The following is a 25,274-nucleotide window of genomic DNA, read 5'->3' as shown; positions in this document are numbered from 1 at the left end:
GGTCCCCCATGACCGCCGCCGCGATCCCCTACACCCCGCCGCTGAAAGAGATCCGCTTCGTCCTCGACCACCTCGCCGGCATGGCCGAGGTGGCGGCTCTGCCGGGTTTCGAGGATGCCAGCCCCGACATGGTCGACAGCATCCTGGGCGAGGCGGCGAAGATCGCCGAGAATATCCTGGCCCCGCTGAACCGCATCGGCGACGTCCAGGGGGCGAAGCTCGACGCCGACGGCATTGCCCGCACGGCGGAGGGCTGGGGGGCGGCGTGGCGGGCGCTGGTCGAGGGCGGCTGGAACGGGCTGCCCTTCGATCCGGCGCGCGGCGGCATGGGGCTGCCCAACCTGCTGAACACCGCCGTGCAGGAGATGTGGCATTCCGCCAATATGGCCTTCGCGCTCTGCCCGATGCTGACGCAGGGGGCGGTGAACGCAGTTCAGCTCTATGGCTCCGACGCGCTGAAGGACCTCTATTTGCCCAAGATGATCTCGGGCGAGTGGACCGGCACCATGAACATCACCGAGCCGCAGGCGGGCAGCGACCTTGCCGCCACGCGGTCGCGCGCGGTGCCGAACGGCGACCATTACCTTGTCACCGGGCAGAAGATTTTCATCACCTACGGCGACCATGACCTGACGGAGAATATCGTCCATCTGGTGCTGGCCCGCCTGCCCGATGCGCCTCCCGGCGTGAAGGGCATCAGCCTGTTCGTCGTGCCGAAGTTCCTGGTCAATGCCGACGGCAGCCTGGGCGCCCGCAATCAGGTGAAGTGCGTGTCGCTGGAGCACAAGCTGGGCATCCACGGCAGCCCGACCGCCGTGCTGTCCTTCGGCGACGAGGGCGGGGCGACCGGCTTCCTGGTGGGCGAGCCGAACCGCGGCCTGGAATACATGTTCACCATGATGAACCACGCCCGGCTGAACGTCGCCATGCAGGGCCTGTCGATCGCCGAGCGCGCCTATCAGCAGGCTTTGGCCTATGCCCGCGACCGCGTGCAGGGCAAGCCGCTGGGCTGGACCGAGGGTCAGTCGAAGGGCATCGTCAACCACCCCGACGTCCGCCGTCTGCTGATGGGCATGAAGGCGCGGATCGAGGCGATGCGCGGCATCCTCTACACCGCCGCCGCCGCGGTGGATGTCTCGCACCATCACGCCGACGAGGCGGCGCGCGGCCGGGCCGGCCTGCTGGTCGATCTGCTGACCCCCATTGCCAAGGGCTGGTGCACCGAGACCGGGCAGCAGCTGGCGTCGGACGGCGTGCAGGTCCATGGCGGCATGGGCTTTGTCGAGGAGACCGGCGCCGCCCAGCATCTGCGCGATGCCCGCATCACCACGATCTATGAGGGCACCACCGCCATCCAGGCCAACGACCTGATCAACCGCAAGATCCTGCGCGACGGCGGGGCGACGGCCAACGGCCTGCTGGACGAGATCGCGGCGCTGGCCGGCGAGTTGTCCGGCCATGCGGACGAGGCGCTGCGGGTCACCGGTGCCGAACTGGCCGCCTCCGTCCTGGAGGCCAAGCAGGCGGTGGCCTGGGTGCTGAGCGTGGCGAAGCAGGACCCGCGCCTGCCGGCCGCGGCGTCGGTGACCCTGCTGGAGCTGATGGGCGTGGTCGCCGGCGGCTGGCAGCTTGCCCGCGCCGCCAAGGTGGCGGTGGAGCGGCTGGCGGAGGGCGATGCCGACACCGCCTTCCTGTCGGCCAAGCCGCTGACCGCCCGCTTCTACGCCACCCATGTGCTGCCGAAGGCGGCGGCGCTGCGGGCGACCGTCGTCAACGGCTCCGCGAGCGTGATGGCGCTGAGCGAGGAGCAGCTGTTCGGCGCGGCTTGACGGAGCCGCGCTTGCCGGTTGGTGCCGGGGTCTTTGGCCCTTTGCCGGGTGTCGCGGGCGGTTGGGGGACCTCCCGCCACTGCCCCGGCGCCAGCCCGTCCAGCGTCCAGTCGCCGATGGACCAGCGGATCAGCCGCAGGGTGGGGAAGCCGACCGCCGCGGTCATCCGGCGGACCTGCCGGTTGCGCCCCTCGCGCAGGGTGAGTGCTATCCAGCTGGTGGGGATGGCGGCGCGGTAGCGCACCGGCGGATCGCGCGGCCACAGCGACTCCGGCTCCTCCATCCGCCGCACCTCGGCGGGCAGGGTGGGGCCGTCCTTCAGCGTCACGCCGCGACGCAGCGCCTCCAGCGCCTCGTCGGTCGGGACACCTTCCACCTGCACCCAATAGGTCTTGGGCATCTTGTTGGCTGGGGAGGCGATGCGGGCGATCAGCGGGCCGTCGTCGCTGAGCGCCAGCAATCCCTCGCTGTCGCGGTCGAGCCGGCCGGCGGCATAGACGCCCTTCACCGGCACCAGCTCCGCCAGGGTGGGGCGGCCCTGGTCGTCGGTGAATTGCGGCAGCACGCCATAGGGCTTGTTCAGCAGGATCAGGCGCGGCACGGGCTTGCTTCCTTGCGCGGTTCGGGAAAGGCGCTATCGTTCGCACCCCAACATGATCTCTTGATAGCAGGGGTTCGGCCGTGACGCTTCTGTTCTGCTCCGCCAGCGACAGCGCCGAGGATTGGCGCCGGGAAATCGCCCGCCATCTTCCCGGGTTGGAGATGCGCGTCTGGCCCGAGACCGGCGACATCGCCGACATCGAGGTGGCGGTGGTATGGAAGCCGCCGGCCGGCATGCTGGCGACGCTGCCCAACCTGAAGCTGATCGTCTCGCTGGGCGCCGGGGTGGAGCCGATCCTTGAGGATCCGACCCTTCCCGACGTGCCGCTGGTGCGCATGGTGTCGGACGGCTTGACCCTCGACATGGCCGGCTATGTGGTCTTCCAGGTGCTCTACTGGCACCGGCTGATGGACCAGTACGCCGCCTTCCAGGCCGAGGCGCGGTGGGAGCAACTGGACCATCGCCCGGCTTCCGAGGTGACCGTCGGCTTCCTGGGCATGGGCGAGCTGGGGGCAGCGTCGGCCCGCACGCTGCGGACCTTGGACTACCGGTTGGTGGGCTGGAGCCGCAGTCCGAAGAACATCGAGGGGGTGGAGAGCTTCTCCGGCCCCGACGGGCTGGCGGCGATGCTGCCGCAGTGCGATGTGCTGGTCTGCCTGCTGCCGCTGACCGACGAGACCCGCGGCATCATGAATGCGTCGCTGTTTGCCGCCCTGCCCAAGGGGGCGGTGGTCGTCAACGCCGCGCGCGGTGGGCATCTGGTCGAGTCGGACCTGCTCGACGCGCTGGAGAGCGGGCATCTGCGCGGCGCCAGCCTGGACGTCTTCGCCACCGAACCGCTGCCGGCCGACCATCCGCTCTGGCGCCATCCGAAGGTCCGCGTCACCCCGCATGTCGCCGGGGTCACCCACCCGTCGCTCTGCGCCGTGCAGGTGGCCGATGCGGTGAAGGCCCTGCGCGAAGGCCGGCCGCTGCCCAATCTGGTGGACCGCAGCCGGGGTTACTGAGAACCATCTTATCGAGTATGAAGCCTGATAAATCAGGCTTCATACTCCTTGCCCTTAATCGGCGGGCGCGGCCGTCCGGCCGCTTGCCTCCGCAGGCATGGGCCTGCGGGGCCGCAGTCGCGGCCCTTACAGCATCTGGACGGCGATCACCGCCAGCAGGGCCGCGATCACCCACAGGGCGGCGCGGTCGGAGCGGCGGCGGTGTTCCCAGCCGTTCAGCATCTGGCGGAGGGTGTGCGGGTGCAGGCGCACACCGCCTTCCGCGATGTCGCGGGTCACCCGCTCCGCCTCGCTGACCAGGGCGGGGATGCGACGGACGGTGGTCAGCAGGGCGCCGGCATCGTCGATCAGCTGCGCCTCCGGCCCGCGGTTCTCGCGCATCCACTCCTCGATCAGCGGACGCGCCAGTTCCCACATGTTGATGTTGGGGTTCAGCAGCCGGCCGACGCCCTCGGCCGTCAGCATGCTCTTCTGCAGGAGGAGCAGCTGCGGCTGGGTTTCCATTTCGAACTGTTCGGTGACGGCGAACAGTTGGGCCAGCAGCCGGCCGACCGAGATGTCGGCCAGCGGCTTGTTCTGCAACGGCTCGCCGATGGCGCGGCAGGCCTGGGTGAAGATTTCGATCGACTGGTGGCGCGGCACATAGCCGGCCTCGAAATGCACGATGGCGACGCGGCGGTAGTCGCCGGTCAGGAAGCCGATCAGCATGTCCGCGAGGTAATAGCGCGTCTCGCGGTCCAGCCGGCCCATGATGCCGAAATCGACCGCGGTGATGGTGCCCTGTTCGTTGATGAACAGGTTGCCGGGATGCAGGTCGGCGTGGAAGAAGCCGTCGCGGAAGACCTGGTTGAAGAAGCTGGCCGATGCCATTGCCAGGATCTCGTCGCGGTCGAAACCGGCGGCGGAGATGCGGGCGGGCTCGTCCACCTTGAAGCCGCGGATGCGCTCCAGCGTCAGCACCCGGCCGCCGGTGCGCTCCCAATCGACCTTGGGCACGTTGAAGGTCGGATCGTCCTTGAAGTTCGACGCCAGCTCCGACGCGGCGGCCGCCTCCATCCGCAGATCCATCTCCAGCCGCGAGGTGCGGGCGAAGGTGTCGACCACCTCGACCAGCCGCAGCCGCTTCAGCCGGGGCAGAACCCATTCCGCGAGGCTCGCCAGCCGGTAGAACAGGTCGATGTCGCGTTCGAACGCCTCTTCGATGCCCGGACGCAGCACCTTGACCGCCACCTCCTGCCCATCGGCGGTGACGGCGAAATGCACCTGGGCGATGGAGGCGGCGGCGACCGGCTTGTCGTCGAAGCTCTGGAACAGCGCCTGGACGGGCTGGCCGAACTCCGCCTCGATGATGGCGCGGGCCTGATGGCCGGGGAAGGGCGGCAGCTTGTCCTGCAGTTCGGCCAGATCGACGGCCATCCGCTCGCCGACCAGATCGGAGCGGGTGGACAGCAGCTGCCCCAGCTTGATGTAGGTGGGGCCGAGTTCGGCCAGCGCGCGGGCCAGCCGCTCGCCCTCGCGGCCGGGCACGTCCTTGCGGGCGATGCGGCGCCACAGCCAGAGCAGGCCGGGGGCGGTGCCGAGCAGGCTGGTGGGCAGGGCGTCGTGACGGGCGACCGTCCGGCCGATCACGGCCATCCGGATCAGGTTGCGCAGGATACGGAACACGGGGACTTAGATCCGCCAGCCGGAATGGATGGCGGCGATCCCGCCCGACAGGTTGCGCACGCGCACGGCGCCGAACCCCGCGGCCTCGATCCGTTTGGCCAGATCGGCCTGCGGCGGGAAGCGGCGGATGCTCTCGGCCAGATAGCGGTAGCTCGCCTCGTCCTTCGCCACCACGCGGCCCATGAAGGGCAGCACCTGGAAGGAATAGACGTCGTACAGCTCGCGCAGCACCGGCAGGACGACGTGGCTGAACTCCAGGCAATAGAACTTGCCGCCCGGCTTCAGGACGCGGTGCGCCTCCTTGATCGCCTCGTCGATGCGGGTGACGTTGCGCAGGCCGAAGGCGATGGTGTAGGCGTCGACCGAGCGCGAGGCGATGGGCAGCCGTTCCGCGTCGCCGACCGTCCATTGCACGCCGGACAGGATGTTGCGGTCGATGGCGCGGTCGCGCCCGACCCGGACCATCGCCTCGGTGATGTCGCAGACCACCGCGGCCCCGCCGCCCTTCTTCAGGAAGCGGAAGGCGATGTCGCCGGTGCCGCCGGCCACGTCGAGCAGGGTCATGTCCGGCTTGGGCGCCACCATCTCCATCAGCGTGTCCTTCCACAGCCGATGGATGCCGCCCGACATCAGGTCGTTCATCAGGTCGTAGTTGGTCGCCACGCTGTCGAAGACGGCGCGGACCAGCCCGGACTTGGCGGACGGATCGACGGGGGTGAAGCCGAACCAGTTGCCTTCGGCACCGGACGCGGGCTTTTGCGGGTCGGGGGTGTGGTCGCTCATGGCCGGGAAGATAGCGCGCACAGGGGCCATGCGCCAGCGGGGGCGTGCAATGCGGAAGACGCTGCGGCGAATGGCGTAGGACGGGGGGAGTGAGGGGCGGGGGAGGGAGGATGGAACATCGTGGAACAGGTTTCGGAGACTGTTCCATGGGGTGCGGTTCGGCGGTGGTTCGGCGGTTCGCCGGGTGATGGAACAGGGTGAAACAGTTTCCCGGTGATGTTCCATCGCCGTGGCGACCTCCTGGGGGTGTAGGCAATCAATCCTATCACGGGGTCGACCGACGGGAAAGGATGGGGAGAATTCCTGCCTGTCCTGCTTCGCCGTCCTTTCGGTGGAAGAGCCTGGAGGCGCGGCTGTGCTTGCCATTGACCAGGGGCTGGCCTACTGACTGCCGGGAAGATCATACGCCCGTATTCCTGTGGCTGTCGTGGCCGTGGGTGGGAGCCTCTGGTGGATCGGCATGACCCTTGCTGAAGCCTGCGCCGAATTCCTGACCCACTGCCGGGTCGCCAAGAACCTGTCGCCCCACAGCCTGCGCGCCTACACCATCGATCTGGCCGAGTTCGAGCGGTTCGCCGGTTCAGCGACAGCGGTGGCGGTCGTGGACCGCCCGCTGCTGCGCCGCTATCTCAGCCACCTGTTCGAGGTGCGGCGGCTGAAGGAAACCAGCGTCAAGCGGCGGATCGCCTGCCTGAAGGTGATGTTCCGCTGGCTTGAGCTGGACGAGGTGATCGAGATCAGCCCCTTCCACCGGCTGGACGCCCGCATCCGCCTGCCGCGCCGCCTGCCGCGCAACCTGACCGACGACGAGGTGCGCCGCTTGCGGGCCGCTGCTCTCGCCGGGGCGGGGATTACCGGCCGGATCACCGAAACCAAGGCAGTGCGCGCCGCCCGCAAGGCCGACCATGACGCCTTCACGGCCCTGGTGGCGGTGGAGGTGCTGCTGGCCACGGGGTTGCGCGTGGGGGAACTGGCCGGCATGCGGGTGGAGGATGTGGATCTGATTTGCCGCGTCATCACCATCGTCGGCAAGGGCAGCCGCCAGCGCCGGGTGTTCCTGCCCGACGATGCGGTGACGGCGCTGGTGACGGCTTATCAGGGTGTGACGGGCGCGCGGCGGCGTGACCATGACCGGTTCCTGATGACGGGAACGGGCGGGCCGGCATCGACCCAGCATCTCCGCTTGCTGATTCGGGGAATTGGCGAGGATGCGCAACTGGCCCGCCGCGTCACTCCTCACATGCTGCGCCACACGGCGGCGACCCGGCTGCTGGAGAACGGGGTGGACATCCGCTTCGTCCAGCGCCTGCTGGGGCACCAGAGCATCTCGACGACGGAAATCTACACGACGGTGACGGATGCCAGCCTGCGGGCGGCGGTGGTCAAGGCAGCGGAGGGGATGAGGGGAATGGGATGATAACTAGGAATTATGGAGCCAAGACGGTACCATAAATTGCTGACGGCGCTTTCGCTATCGAGAGTGATCCTCGCAGTCTGCGCCCTACTCATCTTTCGAGGCGACCCGATTTCATCGGCTGTGGTGATCGCCCTTGCCATAGTCGCACAAGTTACAGATAATTTAGACGGTTACATAGCGCGCAAATATTCGACTCCTACTCTAGGCGGCGATATAGTCGATTCTGTGTCCGATAAAGCCATGCAATTTGCGCTCACTATTGCTGTATGCCGAGAGTTCCAAATCGGCTATACGATCGCGTGGATCGCATTCATGAGAGAAGTTTCCGTTTTGTCTATAAGGACATTATCAAAAAGTACGGACAAAATAAGATTATCGCCAAAATGGATGTCTAGACTTTATGCCGGCGGCTGGAGATTGTTTCTTCTAATAATGATTTCCACACCAATCGGTGTCGAGCTCGGAGCCAGCTTCCATTTTTTTATTTATACAGCTCAAGGAATATACATTTTGTCATTTGCATTTGCCATGTACTCACTCGGCAACGAGTTAAGAAAAGTGTAGATACGCTTTAGCTGATGAAACAACGAGGGGAGACAGGCGTACTGCTGCAATAAATAGCTTTTCTTTTTCGCTATACGGACTGAACGAGACGTGATTTTTTATATGCGTCAATCGACTGAAGGTTTCGTTGTCAAAGTTTCTACTCAGTCTGCTGCTGTATATTATTAGGAATATTGCTTTCTTTTCGCGTAAAAATCCACGCAAGGGATATAGCATCACTGACGTGCCCGTCAACAACATGGCGGTCGCTATCACAAATCCTGATATCAATCCTGGGTTAAAATGCTTATGCTGAAACAAAACTAGTATTAGCTCTCCATAAATGACAATCATTCCCACCAAAAAAATTATGTTAGCGTCGCCAAGATAAGAGAAACCTCCACATCCATCTTTGTGGAAAATGTTAAAACTTAAAACCTTGTGCTTTCTAGTTGTTGATATTATTTTAAAAAAAGTGTATAATATGATTACGCAAATATACGCCATGTATGGCAACAGAATGACCCATGAGTTAAAAAATACAAATTTCGCTGCAAAATATCCAAGGGGGTTGTTTATCGAGCCAAATACGTCGCAGCCGTAGAAGCGATAAGGGTCAAGAGTTTGCTTGGCGTTATTGGCCCAAAAGAGGATGGCAAAGAGGCATGATAAAAAATATATCCGAACGCCACGGTTTTCAAAATATATGTAAGATAACATGTTTCTTTTCGCTATCCTGAGGTATCGGCGCGCTAGCTCACTCCGATCTGTTGGGAAATGCTTTGTCATCTTTTTTGCGTGACTTACCATCCATTGAACAATGGACATGGTTAAAAGGTCGCCAACAAGTATCCCAAGAACACCTGGCAATTCCAAGAGCCCTTGATTCTCCCCCGCCATATACAAAGTGCCTTCATATATGGCGGCAGAAAACAGCAACCCCGTATTTGCAAAGAAAATTACAAGACCGAGCACTAGTGCCTGCCGTCGAGTTCGCGCCACTGAGAACAAGGCTCTGGCAAAGGCGTAGGCGTACCGTTCCATAATTCCTAGTTATCATCCTGACTATTAATTGGATGGATATGCTGGCGATTGTCACATTAAGGTAGTGTGCCAGAAATCAGCGATGTACTCAAGAGTTAGCTTATAATGGGTTTTGCGCTCATTTGTGTGCATTCTGTCAAAAGGATCGGCGTTTCCGCGCCCGCCAAGCCCGCAGTACCGCCTGTGGCTTGCGCAGGCTTCAAAAAGATCACCCCCACATCCCCCTTGCATCCCGCCGCCCCCGCGCGTATAAGCGCATCCTTCCACGGGCGGCGAGGCCGGGCCGTATGGCTCAGGGCATGCCCAACCGTCCGCTGGAAATTCCGCCTCATTTCCATCTAGGAAACGAAAATGCCCAAGCTGAAGACGAAGAGCGGCGCCAAGAAGCGCTTCAAGGTGACCGCCACGGGTAAGGTCCGCGCTCAGGCCGCCTACAAGCGCCACTGCCTGGAACAGAAGTCCCCGAACATGAAGCGCAACGCGCGCGGCATGATGACCCTGTGCGACTCCAACGCCCGCACGGTGCTGAAGAACTGGCTGCGCAACGCCTGATCTCGGCACATCATAGAATTCGGAAGGACTGAACCATGGCTCGTGTTAAGCGCGGCGTCACGACGCACGCCCGTCACCGCAAGATCCTGAAGCTCGCCAAGGGCTACCGGGGTCGCAATTCCAAGAATTTCCGCATTGCGATCGAGAAGGTCGAAAAGGCGCTTCGTTACGCCTACCGCGACCGCCGCAATAAGAAGCGCGATTTCCGCGGCCTGTGGATCCAGCGCATCAACGCCGGCGTCCGTCAGTACGGCCTGACCTACTCGCGCTTCATCAACGGCATCAAGCTGGCCGGCATCGAGATCGACCGCAAGGTCCTGTCCGATCTGGCCGCGCGCGAGCCGGAGGCCTTTAAGACCCTGGTGGACAAGGCCCAGGCCGCGCTCGCCTCCAAGGCCGCCGCGTAACGCGCCTCGCGTTTCCCGAATTCAGGGAACGCTTGCCGTCACGGCGTCAGTTGTAAGAGAAGGGAGCCGGGCCGCTGGGCCGGCTCCCTTTTTCTTTTGCACCGATTTCTTCCCCACGCTTGCCGGGAACCGCCATGCTCGACGCGCTGAAAGACGAACTTCTGTCGCAGGTCAACGCCGCCGCCGACCTTTCGGCGCTGGACGAGGTGCGGGTCTCCGCGCTCGGCAAGAAGGGGCGCATCACCGGCTTCATGAAGGAGCTGGGGAACCTCACCCCCGACGAGCGCAAGGAGCGCGGCCAGGCGCTGAACGCGCTGAAGGACGAGATCGCCGCCGCCATCGACACGCGCAAGGCCGACCTCGCCGCCGCCCACCTGAAGGCGCGGCTGGAGGCCGAACGGGTCGACGTGACCCTGCCGGTCCGGCCGGAGACGGAGGGGCGCATCCACCCGATCAGCCAGACGATGGACGAGATGGTCGCCATCTTCGCCGAGATGGGATTCTCGGTCGCCGAAGGGCCGGACATCGAGGATGATTTCCACAACTTCACCGCCCTGAACTTCCCGCCCGGCCACCCGGCGCGCGACATGCACGACACCTTCTATCTGCCCGATTCGGGGGATAAGAAGATGCTGCTGCGCACCCACACCAGCCCGGTGCAGGTCCGCACCATGCTGAACAACAAGCCGCCGATCCGCATCATCGCGCCGGGGCGCACCTACCGCTCCGACTACGACATGACCCACACCCCGATGTTCCACCAGATCGAGGGGCTGGTCATCGACGAGGCGACCAACATGGGGCACCTGAAGGGCTGCCTCGTGGAGTTCTGCCGCGCCTTCTTCGACGTGGACGACCTGCCGCTGCGCTTCCGCCCCAGCTTCTTCCCCTTCACCGAACCGTCGGCGGAGGTCGACATCGGCTGCTCGCGCAAGGGCGGCGAGCTGAAGCTGGGCAATTACGGCGACTGGCTGGAGATCCTCGGCTGCGGCATGGTCCATCCCAACGTGCTGGAAGCCTGCGGCATCGACAGCACCAAGTATCAGGGCTTCGCCTTCGGCATGGGGGTGGAGCGCGTCGCCATGCTGAAATACGGCATTCCCGACCTGCGCACCTTCTTCGAAGCCGACCTGCGCTGGCTGAAGCATTACGGCTTCGTGCCGCTCGACATTCCCAACATCGCCCACGGCCTGACGCGCTAAGGAGCCGGACCCATGAAGTTCACGCTGTCCTGGCTGAAGGACCATCTGGAGACCGACGCCTCGCTCGACCAGATCACGGAGAAGCTGACCGCCCTCGGGCTGGAGGTGGAAGGCGTCCATGACCGGTCGAAGGAGCTGGCGCCCTTCCGCGTCGCCCATGTCGTCTCGGCCGAGAAGCACCCGGACGCCGACAAGCTGCGCGTGCTGATGGTCGATACCGGCGCCGGCACCCTGCAGGTGGTCTGCGGCGCCCCCAACGCGCGCGCCGGCATGAAGGGCGTCTTCGCGCCGGAGGGGACCTATGTCCCGGGTTCCGACATCACGCTGAAGAAGGGCGTCATCCGCGGCGTCGAGTCGAACGGCATGATGTGCTCCAAGCGCGAGCTGAAGCTGTCGGACGAGCATGAGGGCATCATCGAGCTGCCGGACGACGCCCCCGTCGGCGCCGGCTTCGCCGATTATGCCGGGCTGAACGATCCGGTCATCGACATCAACCTGACGCCCGACCGCGCCGACTGCGCCGGGGTGCGCGGCATCGCCCGCGACCTCGCCGCTGCCGGGATGGGCAGGCTGAAGCCGCTGACCGAGGGGCTGCTGAACGCCACCCCGGTCCCCGGCGCCTTCAAGAGCCCGATCGGGGTTGAGATCGAGGCGCTGGACGCCTGCCCCTACTATGTCGGCCGTTATTTCCGCGGCGTGAAGAACGGCCCGTCGCCGCAATGGCTGCAGGACAAGCTGACCGCCATCGGCCTGCGTCCGATCTCCATCCTGGTCGACATCACCAACTACATCACCTTCGACGTTTCCCGCCCGCTGCACGCCTTCGACGCCGACAAGGTGAAGGGCGGCATCGTGGTCCGGCTGGCGCGCGAGGGCGAGACCCTGCCGGCGCTGAACGGCAAGGAATACCAGCTCGACCTAGCGATGACGGTGATCGCCGACCATGAGCGGGCCGAGGCGCTGGGCGGCATCATCGGTGGCGAGACGTCCGGCTGCACCGAGGAGACGACCAACGTCTTCCTGGAAGCCGCGATTTTCGACACCGTCCGCACCGCGCAGACCGGCCGCCGGCTGGGTGTGGAATCGGACGCCCGCTACCGGCTGGAGCGCGGCGTCGATCCCGCCGCGGTGGTCGAGGGGATCGAGCGGGCGACCCGACTCATCCTCGATCTGTGCGGCGGCGAGGCGTCGGAGATCGTGACGGCGGGGGCCGAGCCGGAGTGGAAGCGCACGCTGACCCTGCGTCCGGGCCGCGTCGCCGCGCTCGGCGGCGTCGAGCTGCCGCGCGAGCGTCAGGAGCGCATCCTGACCGATCTGGGCTTCACCCTGGAAGGCGAGGATGCCGAGGGCCGGCTGGTCGTCGGCGTCCCGTCCTGGCGGGCCGACGTCCATGGCGAGGCCGATCTGGTCGAGGAGGTGCTGCGCGTCCACGGCTTCGACGCCATCCCGGCGACGCCGCTGCCGCGCGAGACGGTGCTGACCCGCCCGGCGCTGACGCTGAAGCAGCGCCGCGTGGCGCTGGCCAAGCGCACGCTGGCCGCGCGCGGCCTGTCGGAGGCCGTCACCTGGTCCTTCCTGTCCGGTGCGGTCGCCGAGCTGTTCGGCGGCGTCGAGCCGGGCCTGCGGCTGGTCAACCCGATCAGCAGCGACCTGGACGTCATGCGCCCGTCGGTCCTGCCCAACCTGATCCAGGCCGCCGGCCGCAACGCCGACCGCGGCTATGCCGACGTGCGCCTGTTCGAGGTCGGGGCGGCCTTCCACAACCCGGCGCCGGACGGGCAGGATACGGTCGCCGCCGGCATCCGCGCCGGTGCGGCGGTGCCGCGCCACTGGGCGGAGAAGGCCCGCGGCGTCGACGTGTTCGACGCCAAGGCCGACGCGCTGGCGGTGCTGGAGTCGGCCGGTGCCCCGACGGCCAACCTGCAGGTCACCACCGACGCGCCGGGCTGGTACCACCCCGGCCGGTCCGGCGTGCTGCGGCTCGGCCCCACCGTGATGGCCCGCTTCGGCGAGATTCACCCGTCGGTGCTGGAAACGCTGGGCGTCAAGGGGCCGGTCGTCGGCTTCGAGGTGATGCTGGACGCCGTGCCGCTGCCCAAGAAGAAGGGCGGCACCGCCAAGCCGATGGTCCAGCTCTCCGCCTTCCAGCCGGTGGAGCGCGACTTCGCCTTTGTGGTCGACCGCAGGGTGGAGGCCGACAAGATCCTCCGCGCCGTCAAGGGCGCCGACAAGGCGCTGGTCAAGGATGTCGCGGTCTTCGATGTGTATGAAGGTCCCGGCGTGGGCGAAGGGCGCAAGTCGGTCGCCGTCTCGGTCACCTACCAGCCGACCACCGCGACCCTGACCGACGAGGCAATCGAGGCGGTCGGCCAGAAGATCGTCACGGCCGTGGTCAAGGCCACCGGCGGCAGTCTGCGCACCTGAGGGTCGGCACCTTCCGGTTGAAGGAAAGGCCGAGCAATACAAAGGCCCCCGCTTCCCCGGGGGTCTTTTTTTGTGAAGCGGAAAAACTCACAGGGAATCGCTACTCAGTTACCCGATCACACAAGCATATGATGAATCGCTGATTGAGGAGTCCCGAGTGCTTTCGGTAAGGGAAGACTGTGGCGCTCTTCGTTGCAATTGAATGTTTGACGGAAGCGTGGGGCTCTGTGGAAAGATTGGGGTTCCGGACAATTTGTCTGCGGTAGGCCCACGATGCGCCCGATGTCACCGCTATGGCACAGGCAACGCTTCCATTGCCTTGGCGTGTTCGGTGGCAATCATAATGCTGATGACGGAGCTGGGGTAACCAATGGCTGAGCCGAAGGACGATCAAGCGAGCAAACCATCGGCAGGTAAACCACTTATCGTTGTGGTCGATGACGACCGGTCGATCGTCGAAGGGTTGGCGATCCTGCTGGACGGCTGGGGGTACGAGGTGGTGACGGCGGGCAGCGCCGCCGCCCTGGAGGCGCAGCTCGGCGGCCTGACACGCACGCCGAACCTGATCATCGCCGACCATTACCTGCCGGCCGGCCGGACCGGGCGCGAAGTGGTGGAGCGGGTGCGTGCGGAAACCGGGCAGCAGATCCCGGCCATCATCCTGACCGGCGACAGCACCCCCGAACGGCGGGACGAGGCCGAGCTGATGGGCTGCCAGCTGCTGCTGAAGCCGGTGCAGGTCGGCCCGCTGCGCGAGGCGGTGGAAGCGCTTTGCCGCCCCTGAAGGCGGCGGACCGCGACCCGATGGGCACGAACGCCTAACGCGGCGCCGGACCCATCCGGCCGATCATCCGGTCAATCACTCGGTCGATCTCCGGCAGCACCGCAAGGAAGGCATCGACCACCGCCGGGTCGAACCGCAGACCCGCCAGACGTCGGATTTCCGCCACCGACTCCTCCCGCGACAGCGCCTTGCGATAGGGACGGTCGCGCGTCATCGCGTCGAAGGCGTCGGCGACGGCGACGATGCGGGCGCACAGCGGGATCGCTGCCCCGGTGCGGCCGTCCGGATAGCCGGTGCCGTCCCAATTCTCGTGATGCCAGCGCGCCACCGCCGCCCCCAGATGCAGGTGGGTCGGTCCGTCGGCCAGATCGCTCGCCTGGCTCAGCAGGGTGGCGCCGGCCACGGTGTGGGCCTGCATGGCGCTGCGTTCCGCCGGGTCGAGGGGGCCGGGCTTCGACAGGATGTCGGGATTGACTGCGGCGTTGCCGATGTCGTGCAGGATCGCCGCCAGCCCGATGATCTCCAGCGTCGAGTCGTCCAGCGACTCGGGGAACAACCCGTCTTCATGCAGGCGGCGGGCGATCGTTCCGTGATCGCCGCGATGCGTAGCGACCGGCTGAAGCGGCCATCTTCCACCATCTCCGCAGCAAGCCCGTCCGGGGCAAGCGCGCCGCGCCCGCGTTCGGCCAGATCGGCCAGCGCCGCGAGCGTGCCCTGCTGCGCCCGGTAGAGCTGTTCGTAATGGTGCAGATTGTCGAAACCGACCGAGATCTTGCCGCAGAACACCTCTATCAGCTTGCGGTCCAACTCCGACAGCGGGCGGTGGGAGCGCAGATAGACCACCGTCTCGCGGTCGTTCGGCGTGCGGATATAGAGCGTGCAATGGTCGCCGGCATAGGCATGCGCCCGCCTTTCCAGGCAGGCCGTCACCGCATCCAGCACCGAAGGGTCGACATGACCGGCGGCTGGCTCGTTGATGAGAGCCTCGAACCGGCCCGATCCGGCCAGCACATAGAGGCCGTTGCCGCCGCTGCCGTTGCCGTTGACGTTTTTGCCGCTGAAGGGCGGGTTGCAGCTACCCTGGCCGCCGGCGCCGCCGCGCTGCACGCACAGGATCGCGTCGGGCCCCACCCCCAGCAGGCCCGACAGCTGGGTCAGCACGCCGGCGGCGAACAGCTTCATGGAGCGGGCGCGGAACAGCGACGACGACGCCTCGATGATCTTTTCCAGGCCGCGGCGGTTGGCGTCGATGGCGACGATGTCCTCGTAGGAGCGCAGGGCCGCGACCGTGGTGGTGAACAGCTGCTGGGCGGTCAGCTGGGTCTTCGCCTTGTAGTCGTTGATGTCGTAATCGAGGATCACCGCGCGTTCCGGTGCCTGTCCCGGCTGGCCGGTGCGCAGGATGATGCGGACGTTGCGGTTCTGCAGCTCTTCCCGGATGTGGTGGACCAGCCGCAGGCCGGCATCCTCCGTCTCCATCACCACGTCCAGCAGGATCAGTGCGATGTCGCTTTCCCGCGCCAGGATCCGCCGCGCCTCCGCCGCCGAATGGGCGGACAGGAAGCGCGCCTTGCGCCCCTTGTAGGCGAAGTCGGACAGCACGAGCTTGGTGATCGCATGGACCTCCGGCTCGTCATCGACGATCAGCATGGTCCAGCGGCTGCCGGGATCCTGATCCTCCTCCGGCGGCTGGCCGGCATCGGCGGACGCATCGTCCAGGAACACCAGATCCTCGTCGCCGCTGTCGGGCGGGAGGGGGCTTCGCGTCGTCCTGGGGTCCGGTCGGGTCGGCGTTGGTCATGGCTCTTCGATCGTGAAGGGGTCATGAAGGAGGGCGCGGCCGGCCCGTCTGGTGCGGACCCATCAAAACGTATCCAGCTCGATCACCGTACAATCGAGTCCGCGTTGCGCCAACGTGCCGCAGGCGGTGTCCACCTGCAACCGCGTGAAGGGGGCGACCCCCACCTCGTACAGCAGCCGGCCCTTGCGGAAGACCGGCCACACCATCGGCGGCAGGTCGCGATAGGCGCTGCCCGGCCCGGCGGTGAACTCCTTCCAGGCGCGCAGGCCCTCGGCATAGCTGACATATTCGCCGAGCTTGATGCCGTAGAGCATGCCCGGCTCCACCGGCGGCATGCCCGGCAGCGGATAGGGCGCCACCACCCCGACCAGCCCCTGGACCGGCGCCACCGCGCGGGTGCCGGCGGGCAGGGCCAGCGTCGCCTCGCCGTTGGCGGCGCCGATCAGCGCCACCACGTCGCCCTTGCGCAGGGTGAAGCCGCGCCGCTTGCGGTTGCTCAGGATCTCGGTCGCGGAGATCGGGCCGGCGGCGACGACATAGCCCTCCGCCGGGGTCTGGGCGGCCTTGTCCCAGGCGGCGCGCGGGACGACGGCGGCGCTGCGGTGGGGCGGCGGGGCGTCCGCCGGCTGGCTGGCGGCGGCTTGGGCGGGCGCGGCCCCTCGCCGCCGACCGCCGGCCGGCCGGTGACCATCAGCGCCGGGTCCAGCGATCGGCGGGCACATAGCCGATGGGCTGGCCGCCGATGGCGATCTCCGTCCAATAGGTGCCGCGCGGGGTGCCCAACGCGTTCAGCGCCTTGCCCTGCTTCAGCGTCATGACGATGCGGGCGTCTTCGCTGGGGCCGATCCGCACCTCGATGTCGCGGTTCAGCACCACCTCGCCGGTCAGGGGGGCGCCGATGGCGACCGGGCTCTGCGCCCGGGCCTGCGGGATGGCCGCCATGGCGCCGGCAAGGCCGAGGAGGATGGCGGCGGTGATGGACGCTGCGGTCATGGCGTGACTTCCCTCGCGTGCACGGGCACATCGCGGTTCGGCACCCGGCGGCCCAGCATCTGTTGGCCGACAAGGTCGTGGATGGCGTCGGCCAACAGGCGCACCGGCTTGGCCGCCGTACCGCGGGCGCGGTGCAGGGCGATGTCGATGTCCGGCAGCTCCGGAAACCCCTCCGCCGCACCGATGCGTCGCAGGCTGGGCGGGATGGTGCAGTTTTCCATCGCCGTCACCCCCAGCCCGCCCATCACCGCGCCATGGACGGCGACGACGCTCTTGCTGGTGAAGGCGACGCGCCAGTCGCGCCCCATCCCGTCCAGGGCGGCGACGGCGAGGTCGCGCACGACGCAGCCCTTGGGGAACAGCGCCAGCGGCAGCGGATCGAGGCTTTCGACCGGACGGTATCCCGGAGGCGGAACCGAATCCTGCGGCGGGGCGACCCAGGACACCGGTTCCTGCCGCACCAGCTCGCCCCCGGCCTCGCCGGCCTTGCGGGTGACCAGGGCGAGGTCGTAGCGGCCCTTGTCGATCTCCGCCACCAGATCGGGGCTGTTGTCGCAGATCACCTCCACCATCACGTCGGGATAGGCGGCGTTGAAGCGGGCCAGCACGTCGGGCAGCAGCATGGTGGCGTAATCGTCGGGCGTGCCGATGCGGACGCTTGCCACCGCCGGGCTGCGGTGCATCAGCGCCATCACCTCGTCGTTCAGGGTCAGCATGCGCCGGGCATAGGCCAGCAGGACCTCGCCGTCACGGGTCATGCGCACGCCGTGGGTGTCGCGTTCGAACACGCGCTTGCCCACCGTGTCCTCCAGCCGGCGCACCTGCTGGCTGACCGCCGCCTGGGTGCGGCCCAGCCTTTCGCCGGCACGGGTGAAGCTGGCGCTGTCGGCGACGGCCACGAAGGCGCGCAGCAGGTCGGTGTCGAGATTGGCGGGCATGGCTGGGGACCGGAAGTTGCCTCCCATTCAAGCAGAGCGCCCGTCCATCCGCAACGTCGCGGTCATTACGAATCGTGATGACGGCATAATGCCTATTCGTTTCCAAGGGAATGGTGGGCGGCCCATGTTCGGTTTCCAACCGCTTTGGAGTTTCCGACCATGTCCCTGTTCGCCGCCTGGACCAGCGTGGTTCTTGCTGCCGCCCGGATCGATCCGCCCGCGGCATGCCAGCCGGCGGTGCCGGAACCGCGGCGATTCCGCCTTGCCTACAACCCTGTTCCGGCAGGCATTCCCGCCCTCGGCGCCGCGCCTGGCCGGCAGCTGGTCGCGGAGGAGGCCCCGGCGTCGGTGCGGAGCCCGCTGGCGCTCCAGGACCGGCTGTGCCTTGAGAAGTAGGCGGGGGAAGCCTATCCTGCCGCCGCCAAGATTGCGGGAGGAGCGGACGATGGCGCGGGTCTATGTGCTGTACACCGGGGGCACCATCGGGTGCGTCACCAATCCCGACGGGGCACTGGCCCCGGTGCCGGGTGCGGAGTTCGAACGGCTGGTCCTGTCGATGCCCGGCCTGTCCGGCCACGGGGTGCGGGATTACAAGGACCTGACCTGGACCATGGGCTGGTTCGACCGCACGCTCGACAGCTCCAACATGACCCCGGCGGACTGGATCGCCATCGCCCGGCGGCTGCTGTCGGTTTATGGCGAGTATGACGGCTTCGTCGTGCTGCACGGCACCGACAGCATGGCCTACAGCGCGTCGGCCCTGTCCTTCCTGCTGCCCGGCCTGTCGAAGCCGGTGGTGTTCAGCGGGTCGCAGGTGCCGCTGTCCTTCACGCTGACCGACGCGGTGAGCAATCTGGTCGGCGCCGTCGTGGCGGCGGGGACCCTGCCGGTGCCGGAGGTCTGCGTCTATTTCGACACCAAGCTGCTGCGCGGCAACCGCTCGTCCAAGGTCGACGCCAACCGCTTCGCCGGCTTCGATTCGCCGAACTTCCCGCCGCTCGCCACCATCGGCAGCGTGGTCGCCCGCAACGAGCCTTACTGGTTGCCGATGCCGGGCGCCGCGGTCTCGCTGAACGATCCGGAGAACCGGGCCAAGCGGCTGGCGGCGCTGGACGCCCAAGCGGCGGCGCTGGCGGAATTCTCCGTCGTCATGCTGTGGCTCTATCCCGGCATCCGGGCCAGCACGGTGTCGGCGATGCTGACCGGCACCAGCCCGGCGGCGAAGGGGGCGGTGCTGCTGGCCTTCGGCGAGGGCAACGGTCCGACCGACCCGGATTTCCTGGCTGCGCTTTCGGCGGCGGTGAAAGCGGGCATGGTGCTGATGGACAACACCCAGGTGCAGCGCGGCGCCGTGCTGCCCGGCGCCTACGCCACCGGGCTGGGTGCCGTCGGTGCCGTCGGCGCCTATGACATGACGCCGGAGGCCAGCTACGCCAAGCTGGTCTGCCTGCTCGCCGCCGGCCTGGACGCCGGCGCGGTCAAGGCGGAGATGCCGAAGCCGCTGGCCGGCGAACTGACGGTGATCGACTGAAGGGGGATCGACTGAGGGCGATCGGGGGCTGAGCATTCCGGAGGCGGGGACCGTGGCGGCCTCCCGCCTCCGCCGGTGGCTTACTCCATGCCGGGCTTGTTCGGCGACATGATGCGCTCGTCCATCGTGCCCTGGCCCATCGTGCCCTGACCCATGGAGCCACGGTTCATGGTGCCCTGGTTCATCGATCCTTGGCCCATGGAGCCGCTCATCGAGCCCTGATTCATGCTGCCCTGGTTCATGGAGCCGGCGCCCATGCCGCCCGTGGAGCCGCCCATCGGACCACCCATGGCCCCGCCGGTCGAACTGCCGTAGCCGGTGTTGGCTTGGCTGCTGTATTGGGCGAGCTGCTGCAGCTCGTTCTGGTCATGCATGATGACGACCTGACGGCCGCGCCGTTCGAAGGAGGACGGGGTGAGCATGACGGTCTGGCCGGTCTTGGCCATCTTCAGCTCGACCATCGTCTGGCCGTCGGCGCCGGTGGTCACGTTCTGGATCGTGCCGGCAACCGGCCCGCCATGGCGGTGGACCACCCGCTTGCCGATCATGTCGCGGCTGGCCTGGAGGTCGCGGGCGCCGGTGTCCATCGTGCCGTTGGCGACCGCGTTGGCCCTGGCGGACCCGCTGGTCTGGGCGTCGGCAGGAGCGGCGGCGGCCATCAGCATGAGGGCCGGAACGGCGGCGGCGAGAATCTTGCGCATGTCATCCTCCCGGATTGGACTCACAGGTGAGGGGCACCGCGCATGCGCGGCACCGTACCCACGCGTGATGACACGCGAAATGGCGGTTTGTTTCGCAGGTTGTACGGAATTGCCGGGCTGCACAAAAAAGGCGGGCCGAGGCCCGCCTTTCCGTATCCTTACTCGTCGCCCATCTTGAGCGCCGCGATGAAGGCGCTCTGCGGGATTTCGACCTGGCCGAACTGGCGCATGCGCTTCTTGCCTTCCTTCTGCTTGTCCAGCAGCTTGCGCTTGCGGCTGATGTCGCCGCCATAGCACTTGGCCAGAACGTCCTTGCGCATGGCGCTGATCGTCTCGCGGGCGATGACGCGGCCGCCGATGGCGGCCTGCACGGCGATCTTGAACAGCTGGCGCGGGATCAGCTCCTTCAGACGCTCGCACAGCTGGCGGCCGCGGCGCTCGGCCTGACCGCGGTGGACGATCATCGACAGGGCGTCGACCGGCTCGGCATTGACGAGGATCGCCATCTTGACGAGGTCGCCCTCCTCATAGCCGTCCATCTGGTAGTCGAAGCTGGCATAGCCGCGGCTGATCGACTTCAGGCGGTCGTAGAAGTCGAACACCACCTCGTTCAGCGGCAGGCGGTAGACCAGCATGGCGCGCGAGCCGGCATAGGTCAGCTCGATCTGCTGGCCGCGGCGGTCGGTGCAGAGCTGGAGGATGCCGCCGAGATACTCGTCGGGCAGCATGATGGTGGCCTTGATCCACGGCTCCTCGATGCGGTCGATCTTGACCACGTCGGGCATGTCGGCCGGATTGTGCAGGTCCTGCACCGATCCGTCGGTCATGTAGAGCTTGTAGACCACCGACGGCGCGGTGGTGATGAGGTCCAGGTTGAACTCGCGCTCCAGCCGCTCCTGGATGATCTCCAGATGCAGCAGGCCGAGGAAGCCGCAGCGGAAGCCGAAGCCCAGCGCCGCCGACGTTTCGGCCTCGTAATGGAAGCTGGCGTCGTTCAGCTTCAGCTTGCCCAGGCTGTCGCGCAGCCGCTCGAAATCGGCGGCATCGACCGGGAACAGGCCGCACCACACCACCGGCACGGACGGCTTGAAGCCGGCCAGCGCTTCGGTCGCCGGCTTGCGCTCGTCGGTGATGGTGTCGCCGACCTTGGTCAGGGTGATGTCCTTGATGGCGGCGGTGATGAAGCCCATCTCGCCCGGCCGCAGCTCTCCGGTCAGCAGCGCCTTCGGGGTGAACACGCCGACGCGGTCCACGTCGTGGGCGGAGCCGGCGGCCATGAAGCGCACCTTCTGCCCGACCTTCAGCACGCCGTCGACGACGCGCACCAGGATGACGACGCCGAGATAGGGGTCGTACCAGGAATCGACCAGCAGGGCCTTCAGGGCTGCGTCGGCATCGCCCTTGGGCGGCGGCAGGCGCTTGACCACCGCCTCCAGCACGGCACCGATGTTGAGGCCGGACTTGGCCGAGATCTCCACCGCGTCGGAGGCGTCCAGCCCGATCACGTCCTCGATCTGCTGCTTGACCCGGTCGGGCTCGGCGGCGGGCAGGTCGATCTTGTTGAGGACCGGGATGATCTCGTGGTTGTTGTCGATGGCCTGATAGACGTTGGCGAGCGTCTGCGCCTCAACGCCTTGCGAGGCGTCGACCACCAGGATCGAGCCCTCGCAGGCGGACAAGGACCGGCTGACCTCATAGGCGAAGTCGACGTGGCCGGGGGTGTCCATCAGGTTCAGCGTGTACTGCTTGCCGTCCTCGGCCTTGTAGAGCAGGCGGACGGTCTGGGCCTTGATGGTGATGCCGCGCTCGCGCTCGATGTCCATGCTGTCGAGCACCTGTTCGCGCATCTCGCGCGCGTCGAGGCCGCCGCACTGCTGGATCAACCGGTCGGCAAGGGTCGACTTGCCATGGTCGATGTGGGCGATGATCGAGAAATTGCGGATGTGCGAAAGGTCAGTCATCGGGGCCCGGACAAGCGAGAGTTTGCCGGGAACATAGGGCGGACGGGGGATGGGCGCAATGATGGTGTGGTGGGGCGCCGGGACGTTTGGAACAGCGTGGAACGTTTTCACGAGGGGTGTTCAGTGTTCCATCCTGCGGCGCTCCGGCTGGTGGGTGGTCGCCCTCCGGGAACTATAGGCCGGACGTGGCGATATGCCCATCTTGATCTCCAAATGGTAGAAATGAGACAATAAGGAACGCGAAAAGATGCGGAAGGGCCAGCGATGCGCGTTCGTTTCCTCCATGATGGCGATGGCATTTTCCATGAAGAGGAGAGCGGGCGCCGCAGTGCGCCTCGTCCGCTGGGTGCCGCAGACCGGCAGCGCATCGACGAGTGGCTGAACCGCTATGCGGCGATTTTGGAGGACGGGGCAGCAAAGGACGGCGGCGAAAGCGCGCTGTTGGCGCTGGGGCGGGAGATCGCCGACTGGCTGGACGGGCCGGAGCGCTGGCTGTCCAGCCTGCTGCGCCCCGGTGCGGCGCGACCGCTGGAAATCGAATTCATGGCGGAGGACCCGGAGCAGGACGGCGCGTCCGATTTTCTGGCCCTGCCTTGGGAAATCCTGGCGACAGCCAAAGGCTTCCTGGCCGCCGACGCGACGCTCGGCTTCTGCCCGATCCGCCGCGTCGGGGTTGCGGCGGCTCCCCGACCGCCCGCCGACGACCACGCTTTGACCATCCTGTTCCTGTCGGCGACGCCGCAGGGAGAGAGCGAGCTTTGGGTGGAGCAGGAGGAGGTGGCGATCCTCAAGAGCGCCGGCCGCCTCCCGCTGGATCTGGTGGTCGAGGATGGCGGAACGCTGGACGATCTGCGCGAACGCCTCAGCCTGGAATGGCCGGTGGAGGTGCTGCATCTGTCCTGCCATGGCCTTGCCGGCCGGGACGGCGATCCGCCGATGCTGGCGCTGGAGGATGAGCTTGGCGTCTGCGCCCCGATCGATCCGGCGGCCTTCCTCGGCGCCCTGGGGCCGGACCACCGCCCGCGCCTGCTGTTCCTGTCGGCTTGCGAGACGGCGGCGGATGCCGCTGGGGTCGATCCCTTCATCCTGCCGATGATGGCGGCGGGACAGCCGGCGGCCATCGGCTGGGCCGGATCGGTCTATGACAGCAACGCCAGCGCCTTCGCCGCGGCGCTCTATCAGCGGATCGCCGGGGGCGACCGGCTTGAGGCGGCGGTCGCCTCCGCCCGCCGCGCCCTGCTGGCGCCGCCGAACGGGCAGGACCGTCTGCCCCACTGGCATCTCGCCCGGCTGTTCCTGAGCGGCGATGGCGGCGGCGCGCTGTGCCGCCCACGGGCACGGCGGCGTCAGCGGCCGTTCGACCATGCCGAAAGCCGCTTTTCGGCAACAACAGGAAGGTGCCGGTGGTCGGCCGCACCGGCTTCGTCGGCCGGCGGCGGGAGGTGCAGCGCGCCTTGCGTGTCCTGCGCGACCGGCCGCGCGGCTGCGCCGGGCTGCTGCTGCATGGCGCCGGGCATCTGGGAAAATCCAGCCTCGCCGCCCGCATCGCCGACCGGATGACCGGGCATGAGCCGGCGGTGGTCTATGGCGCCTGCGACATCGATTCGGTGTGGAAGGCGCTGGCCGTTGCCCGTCCCGGTTTCGATGACCGGCTGGGGCTGGACCCGGCGGCCTTGCGCGGACGGCCGGATGCGATCCACGCCGCCATGCGCCGCGTGCTGGAGGGGCCGTTGCGGGATGAGCCGGTCCTGCTGGTGCTGGATGACTTCGAGCAATGTCTTGACCTGTCGGTCACCGGCCGTCCGACGGTGAAGGTCGCGGCGCTGCCGGTGCTGGAGGCGCTGCTGCGCGCCTTCGTCGAATCCTCGGGCGACAGCGCGCTGTTGATCACCTGCCGGTTCCGCTTCGCCCTGGCGGAGCGGCTGAAAGGGACATTGGAGGAAATCCCGCTTCATCCCTTCGATGCCGGCACACGTTTGAAACAGGCGGCGAGCCGGCTGCGCGACCGCAAAGCGGGCGATGTCGCCGACGATCTGCTGGACTGCTGCCTGGAGGCGGCGCGGGGCAATCCGGGGCTTCAGGATCTGCTGATCGCGCTGGCATTGAGCGCCCCGGACAAGGCGGAGCGGGCGGTGGCGGCACTGGACGGCTGGCTGGCCGGCACCGAGCGGCCGGACGATGCGGAGTGTGCCGAGCGGCTCGACCATCTGATGCTGGACACGCTGTGGGATTGCATCGATGCAGACGGGCGGCGGCTGTTGCGCGCCGTCGCCGGCGTCGAACTGCCGCTGCCGCTGCCGGCGCTGTCGGTTCTGGCCCGCCATGTCGGGATGGCGGATGCGGCGTTCGACCGACTGCTGTCGCTGTCGGTCTTCGACCTGTTCCGCGACGTGGTGGAACCGGACCGGCCGGCCGCCGCCTCATGTCACCTGCTGGCGCCGCGCATTGCGGGACTGGCGCCTTTGACCGAAGCTGAGGCTGCGGATTTCGCACGGGCGCTGCTGCCGGCGCTGTTCGCCGAATGGGATGATGACGGAAATCGGCCTTTCGAGGCCGATGTGGTGCTGGCGGATCTGGCGGTTCGGACAGGAGATGCGGGCGTGCTGCGGGTGGTTGCGACTAAGGCCGTTTATCATTTGATCCGGACGTACCGCTATCGGCGGGCGGCCGAGTTGGGGCGACGGGCCGTCACGTCGATCGAAAGGGCTGGCCTGTTGCCGCCTCTCCAATTGCTGCGTCATGCGGCTGATGCCGCGAGGAGTACCGGCGATGTCGGGTTCGCCCGCCAATGCTTGTACCAAGCGATGGATAGGCTGACCGAGGGGGACGGGTCTGATGATGTGGGGAGTGTTCGAACCCGATTATGCGCGTCTGTTGGTCCAGGATGGACAGATAGACGAAGCGATGGGCATCTTCGCCGCCAATCTCGAAGGCTTTGTCGAGGAAAAAGGGGAGGTGCGGTCGCGCGCGGTTATGCTTGGCGAGATCGCGCGTCTGAAAGCTGGCCGCGGCTTTGTGGACGAGGCGCTGGCCCTGCATGAGGAAATGCTCGGCATCTTCAGCGATCTTGGGGAGGTGCGGTCGCGCGCGG

The 25,274-nt window shown here is 66.7% G+C and carries 23 protein-coding genes and 1 pseudogene; 13 read left to right on the top strand and 11 right to left on the bottom strand.

Annotation, left to right across the window (positions count from 1 at the left end):
* The first annotated feature begins 8 nt into the window (after window positions 1–8).
* Complete coding sequence (locus tag AB8P05_RS14035) at window positions 9–1,829, top strand: acyl-CoA dehydrogenase family protein (protein WP_472757874.1); 1,821 nt, start codon at window positions 9–11, stop codon at window positions 1,827–1,829.
* Here AB8P05_RS14035 and AB8P05_RS14030 read toward each other — a convergent pair.
* A complete protein-coding gene (locus AB8P05_RS14030) occupies window positions 1,771–2,430 on the bottom strand; it encodes a pseudouridine synthase (protein ID WP_472757875.1) in 660 nt (219 codons plus the stop codon). The genes AB8P05_RS14035 and AB8P05_RS14030 overlap by 59 nt on opposite strands.
* 80 nt (window positions 2,431–2,510) lie before the next feature.
* Between AB8P05_RS14030 and AB8P05_RS14025 the strand changes: the two genes are divergently transcribed.
* Window positions 2,511–3,437: a 2-hydroxyacid dehydrogenase gene (locus tag AB8P05_RS14025; protein ID WP_472757876.1), complete on the top strand. Its 927-nt coding sequence runs from the start codon at window positions 2,511–2,513 to the stop codon at window positions 3,435–3,437.
* Between the two features lie 126 nt (window positions 3,438–3,563).
* Here the strand turns inward: AB8P05_RS14025 and ubiB are convergent, their stop codons facing one another.
* Both ubiB and AB8P05_RS14015 read right to left on the bottom strand, forming a co-directional pair.
* Complete coding sequence (gene ubiB / locus AB8P05_RS14020; RefSeq protein WP_472757877.1) at window positions 3,564–5,102, bottom strand: 2-polyprenylphenol 6-hydroxylase; 1,539 nt, start codon at window positions 5,100–5,102, stop codon at window positions 3,564–3,566.
* A gap of 6 nt (window positions 5,103–5,108) precedes the next feature.
* Window positions 5,109–5,885, bottom strand: a complete 777-nt coding sequence (locus AB8P05_RS14015) for a class I SAM-dependent methyltransferase (protein ID WP_472757878.1) — start codon at window positions 5,883–5,885, stop codon at window positions 5,109–5,111.
* Window positions 5,886–6,345: 460 nt separating this feature from the next.
* On the opposite strand from AB8P05_RS14015, the gene AB8P05_RS14010 reads away from it, so the two are divergent.
* Together AB8P05_RS14010 and AB8P05_RS14005 are read left to right on the top strand one after the other, a co-directional pair.
* Entirely contained in the window at window positions 6,346–7,302 is a 957-nt protein-coding gene (locus AB8P05_RS14010) for a tyrosine-type recombinase/integrase (protein ID WP_472757879.1), read from the top strand.
* Between the two features lie 36 nt (window positions 7,303–7,338).
* Entirely contained in the window at window positions 7,339–7,866 is a 528-nt protein-coding gene (locus tag AB8P05_RS14005) for a CDP-alcohol phosphatidyltransferase family protein (RefSeq protein ID WP_472757881.1), read from the top strand.
* Here the strand turns inward: AB8P05_RS14005 and AB8P05_RS14000 are convergent.
* The gene (locus AB8P05_RS14000; protein WP_472757880.1) at window positions 7,852–8,889 is read right to left on the bottom strand and encodes a hypothetical protein; all 1,038 of its coding nucleotides are present in this window, start codon (window positions 8,887–8,889) and stop codon (window positions 7,852–7,854) included. The two genes, AB8P05_RS14005 and AB8P05_RS14000, sit on opposite strands and share 15 nt — an antisense overlap.
* A gap of 351 nt (window positions 8,890–9,240) precedes the next feature.
* Here AB8P05_RS14000 and rpmI point away from each other — a divergent pair, with 351 nt between their 5' ends.
* The 5 genes from rpmI to AB8P05_RS13975 all read left to right on the top strand — a co-directional run bounded on the left by rpmI (window position 9,241) and on the right by AB8P05_RS13975 (window position 14,258).
* The gene (gene rpmI / locus AB8P05_RS13995) at window positions 9,241–9,441 is read left to right on the top strand and encodes a 50S ribosomal protein L35 (protein ID WP_012975158.1); all 201 of its coding nucleotides are present in this window, start codon (window positions 9,241–9,243) and stop codon (window positions 9,439–9,441) included.
* 35 nt (window positions 9,442–9,476) lie between these two features.
* Window positions 9,477–9,848: a 50S ribosomal protein L20 gene (rplT, locus tag AB8P05_RS13990; RefSeq protein WP_012975157.1), complete on the top strand. Its 372-nt coding sequence runs from the start codon at window positions 9,477–9,479 to the stop codon at window positions 9,846–9,848.
* A 134-nt stretch (window positions 9,849–9,982) separates the two neighbouring features.
* Window positions 9,983–11,050: a phenylalanine--tRNA ligase subunit alpha gene (gene pheS / locus AB8P05_RS13985; protein WP_472757882.1), complete on the top strand. Its 1,068-nt coding sequence runs from the start codon at window positions 9,983–9,985 to the stop codon at window positions 11,048–11,050.
* A 12-nt stretch (window positions 11,051–11,062) separates the two neighbouring features.
* On the top strand, window positions 11,063–13,474 hold the full coding sequence (gene pheT / locus AB8P05_RS13980) for a phenylalanine--tRNA ligase subunit beta (protein WP_472757883.1): 2,412 nt from the start codon (window positions 11,063–11,065) through the stop codon (window positions 13,472–13,474).
* Between the two features lie 430 nt (window positions 13,475–13,904).
* Window positions 13,905–14,258, top strand: coding sequence for a response regulator (locus AB8P05_RS13975; RefSeq protein ID WP_455170733.1), 354 nt, complete (start codon window positions 13,905–13,907; stop codon window positions 14,256–14,258).
* Window positions 14,259–14,292: 34 nt separating this feature from the next.
* Here the strand turns inward: AB8P05_RS13975 and AB8P05_RS13970 are convergent, their stop codons facing one another.
* The 5 genes and pseudogenes from AB8P05_RS13970 to AB8P05_RS13950 all read right to left on the bottom strand — a co-directional run bounded on the left by AB8P05_RS13970 (window position 14,293) and on the right by AB8P05_RS13950 (window position 17,990).
* Window positions 14,293–14,814, bottom strand: coding sequence for an HD-GYP domain-containing protein (locus tag AB8P05_RS13970; protein ID WP_472759366.1), 522 nt, complete (start codon window positions 14,812–14,814; stop codon window positions 14,293–14,295).
* 233 nt (window positions 14,815–15,047) lie between these two features.
* Window positions 15,048–15,908 (bottom strand): annotated as a pseudogene (locus AB8P05_RS13965) (DUF3369 domain-containing protein); the annotation flags it as partial.
* 213 nt (window positions 15,909–16,121) lie between these two features.
* On the bottom strand, window positions 16,122–16,781 hold the full coding sequence (locus AB8P05_RS13960) for a hypothetical protein (RefSeq protein ID WP_472759365.1): 660 nt from the start codon (window positions 16,779–16,781) through the stop codon (window positions 16,122–16,124).
* A complete protein-coding gene (locus AB8P05_RS13955) occupies window positions 16,750–17,052 on the bottom strand; it encodes an SH3 domain-containing protein (protein ID WP_472759364.1) in 303 nt (100 codons plus the stop codon). Before AB8P05_RS13955 ends, AB8P05_RS13960 begins: the two co-directional genes overlap by 32 nt.
* Window positions 17,049–17,990, bottom strand: coding sequence for a LysR substrate-binding domain-containing protein (locus tag AB8P05_RS13950; protein ID WP_472757886.1), 942 nt, complete (start codon window positions 17,988–17,990; stop codon window positions 17,049–17,051). Before AB8P05_RS13950 ends, AB8P05_RS13955 begins: the two co-directional genes overlap by 4 nt.
* A 159-nt stretch (window positions 17,991–18,149) precedes the next feature.
* On the opposite strand from AB8P05_RS13950, the gene AB8P05_RS13945 reads away from it, so the two are divergent.
* On the top strand, window positions 18,150–18,386 hold the full coding sequence (locus AB8P05_RS13945) for a hypothetical protein (protein WP_472757887.1): 237 nt from the start codon (window positions 18,150–18,152) through the stop codon (window positions 18,384–18,386).
* Window positions 18,387–18,435: 49 nt separating this feature from the next.
* Window positions 18,436–19,521 (top strand): asparaginase, encoded by a 1,086-nt coding sequence (locus AB8P05_RS13940; RefSeq protein WP_472757888.1) that lies wholly within the window; start codon window positions 18,436–18,438, stop codon window positions 19,519–19,521.
* Window positions 19,522–19,601: 80 nt separating this feature from the next.
* Here the strand turns inward: AB8P05_RS13940 and AB8P05_RS13935 are convergent, their stop codons facing one another.
* Both AB8P05_RS13935 and lepA read right to left on the bottom strand, forming a co-directional pair.
* Entirely contained in the window at window positions 19,602–20,222 is a 621-nt protein-coding gene (locus AB8P05_RS13935) for a hypothetical protein (RefSeq protein ID WP_472757889.1), read from the bottom strand.
* Between the two features lie 158 nt (window positions 20,223–20,380).
* Window positions 20,381–22,183: a translation elongation factor 4 gene (gene lepA / locus AB8P05_RS13930; RefSeq protein ID WP_455170740.1), complete on the bottom strand. Its 1,803-nt coding sequence runs from the start codon at window positions 22,181–22,183 to the stop codon at window positions 20,381–20,383.
* A 264-nt stretch (window positions 22,184–22,447) separates the two neighbouring features.
* Between lepA and AB8P05_RS13925 the strand changes: the two genes are divergently transcribed.
* Both AB8P05_RS13925 and AB8P05_RS13920 read left to right on the top strand, forming a co-directional pair.
* On the top strand, window positions 22,448–23,743 hold the full coding sequence (locus AB8P05_RS13925; RefSeq protein ID WP_472759363.1) for a CHAT domain-containing protein: 1,296 nt from the start codon (window positions 22,448–22,450) through the stop codon (window positions 23,741–23,743).
* Window positions 23,626–25,224 carry an ATP-binding protein gene (locus tag AB8P05_RS13920; RefSeq protein ID WP_472759369.1) on the top strand — a complete coding sequence of 533 codons (1,599 nt, stop codon included), beginning with the start codon at window positions 23,626–23,628 and terminating at the stop codon, window positions 25,222–25,224. Before AB8P05_RS13925 ends, AB8P05_RS13920 begins: the two co-directional genes overlap by 118 nt.
* Window positions 25,225–25,274 lie beyond the last annotated feature (50 nt).

The sequence above is a fragment of the Azospirillum sp. VT-I1 genome, assembly GCF_055698305.1.
This window is presented reverse-complemented; position numbering and strand designations above follow the sequence as displayed.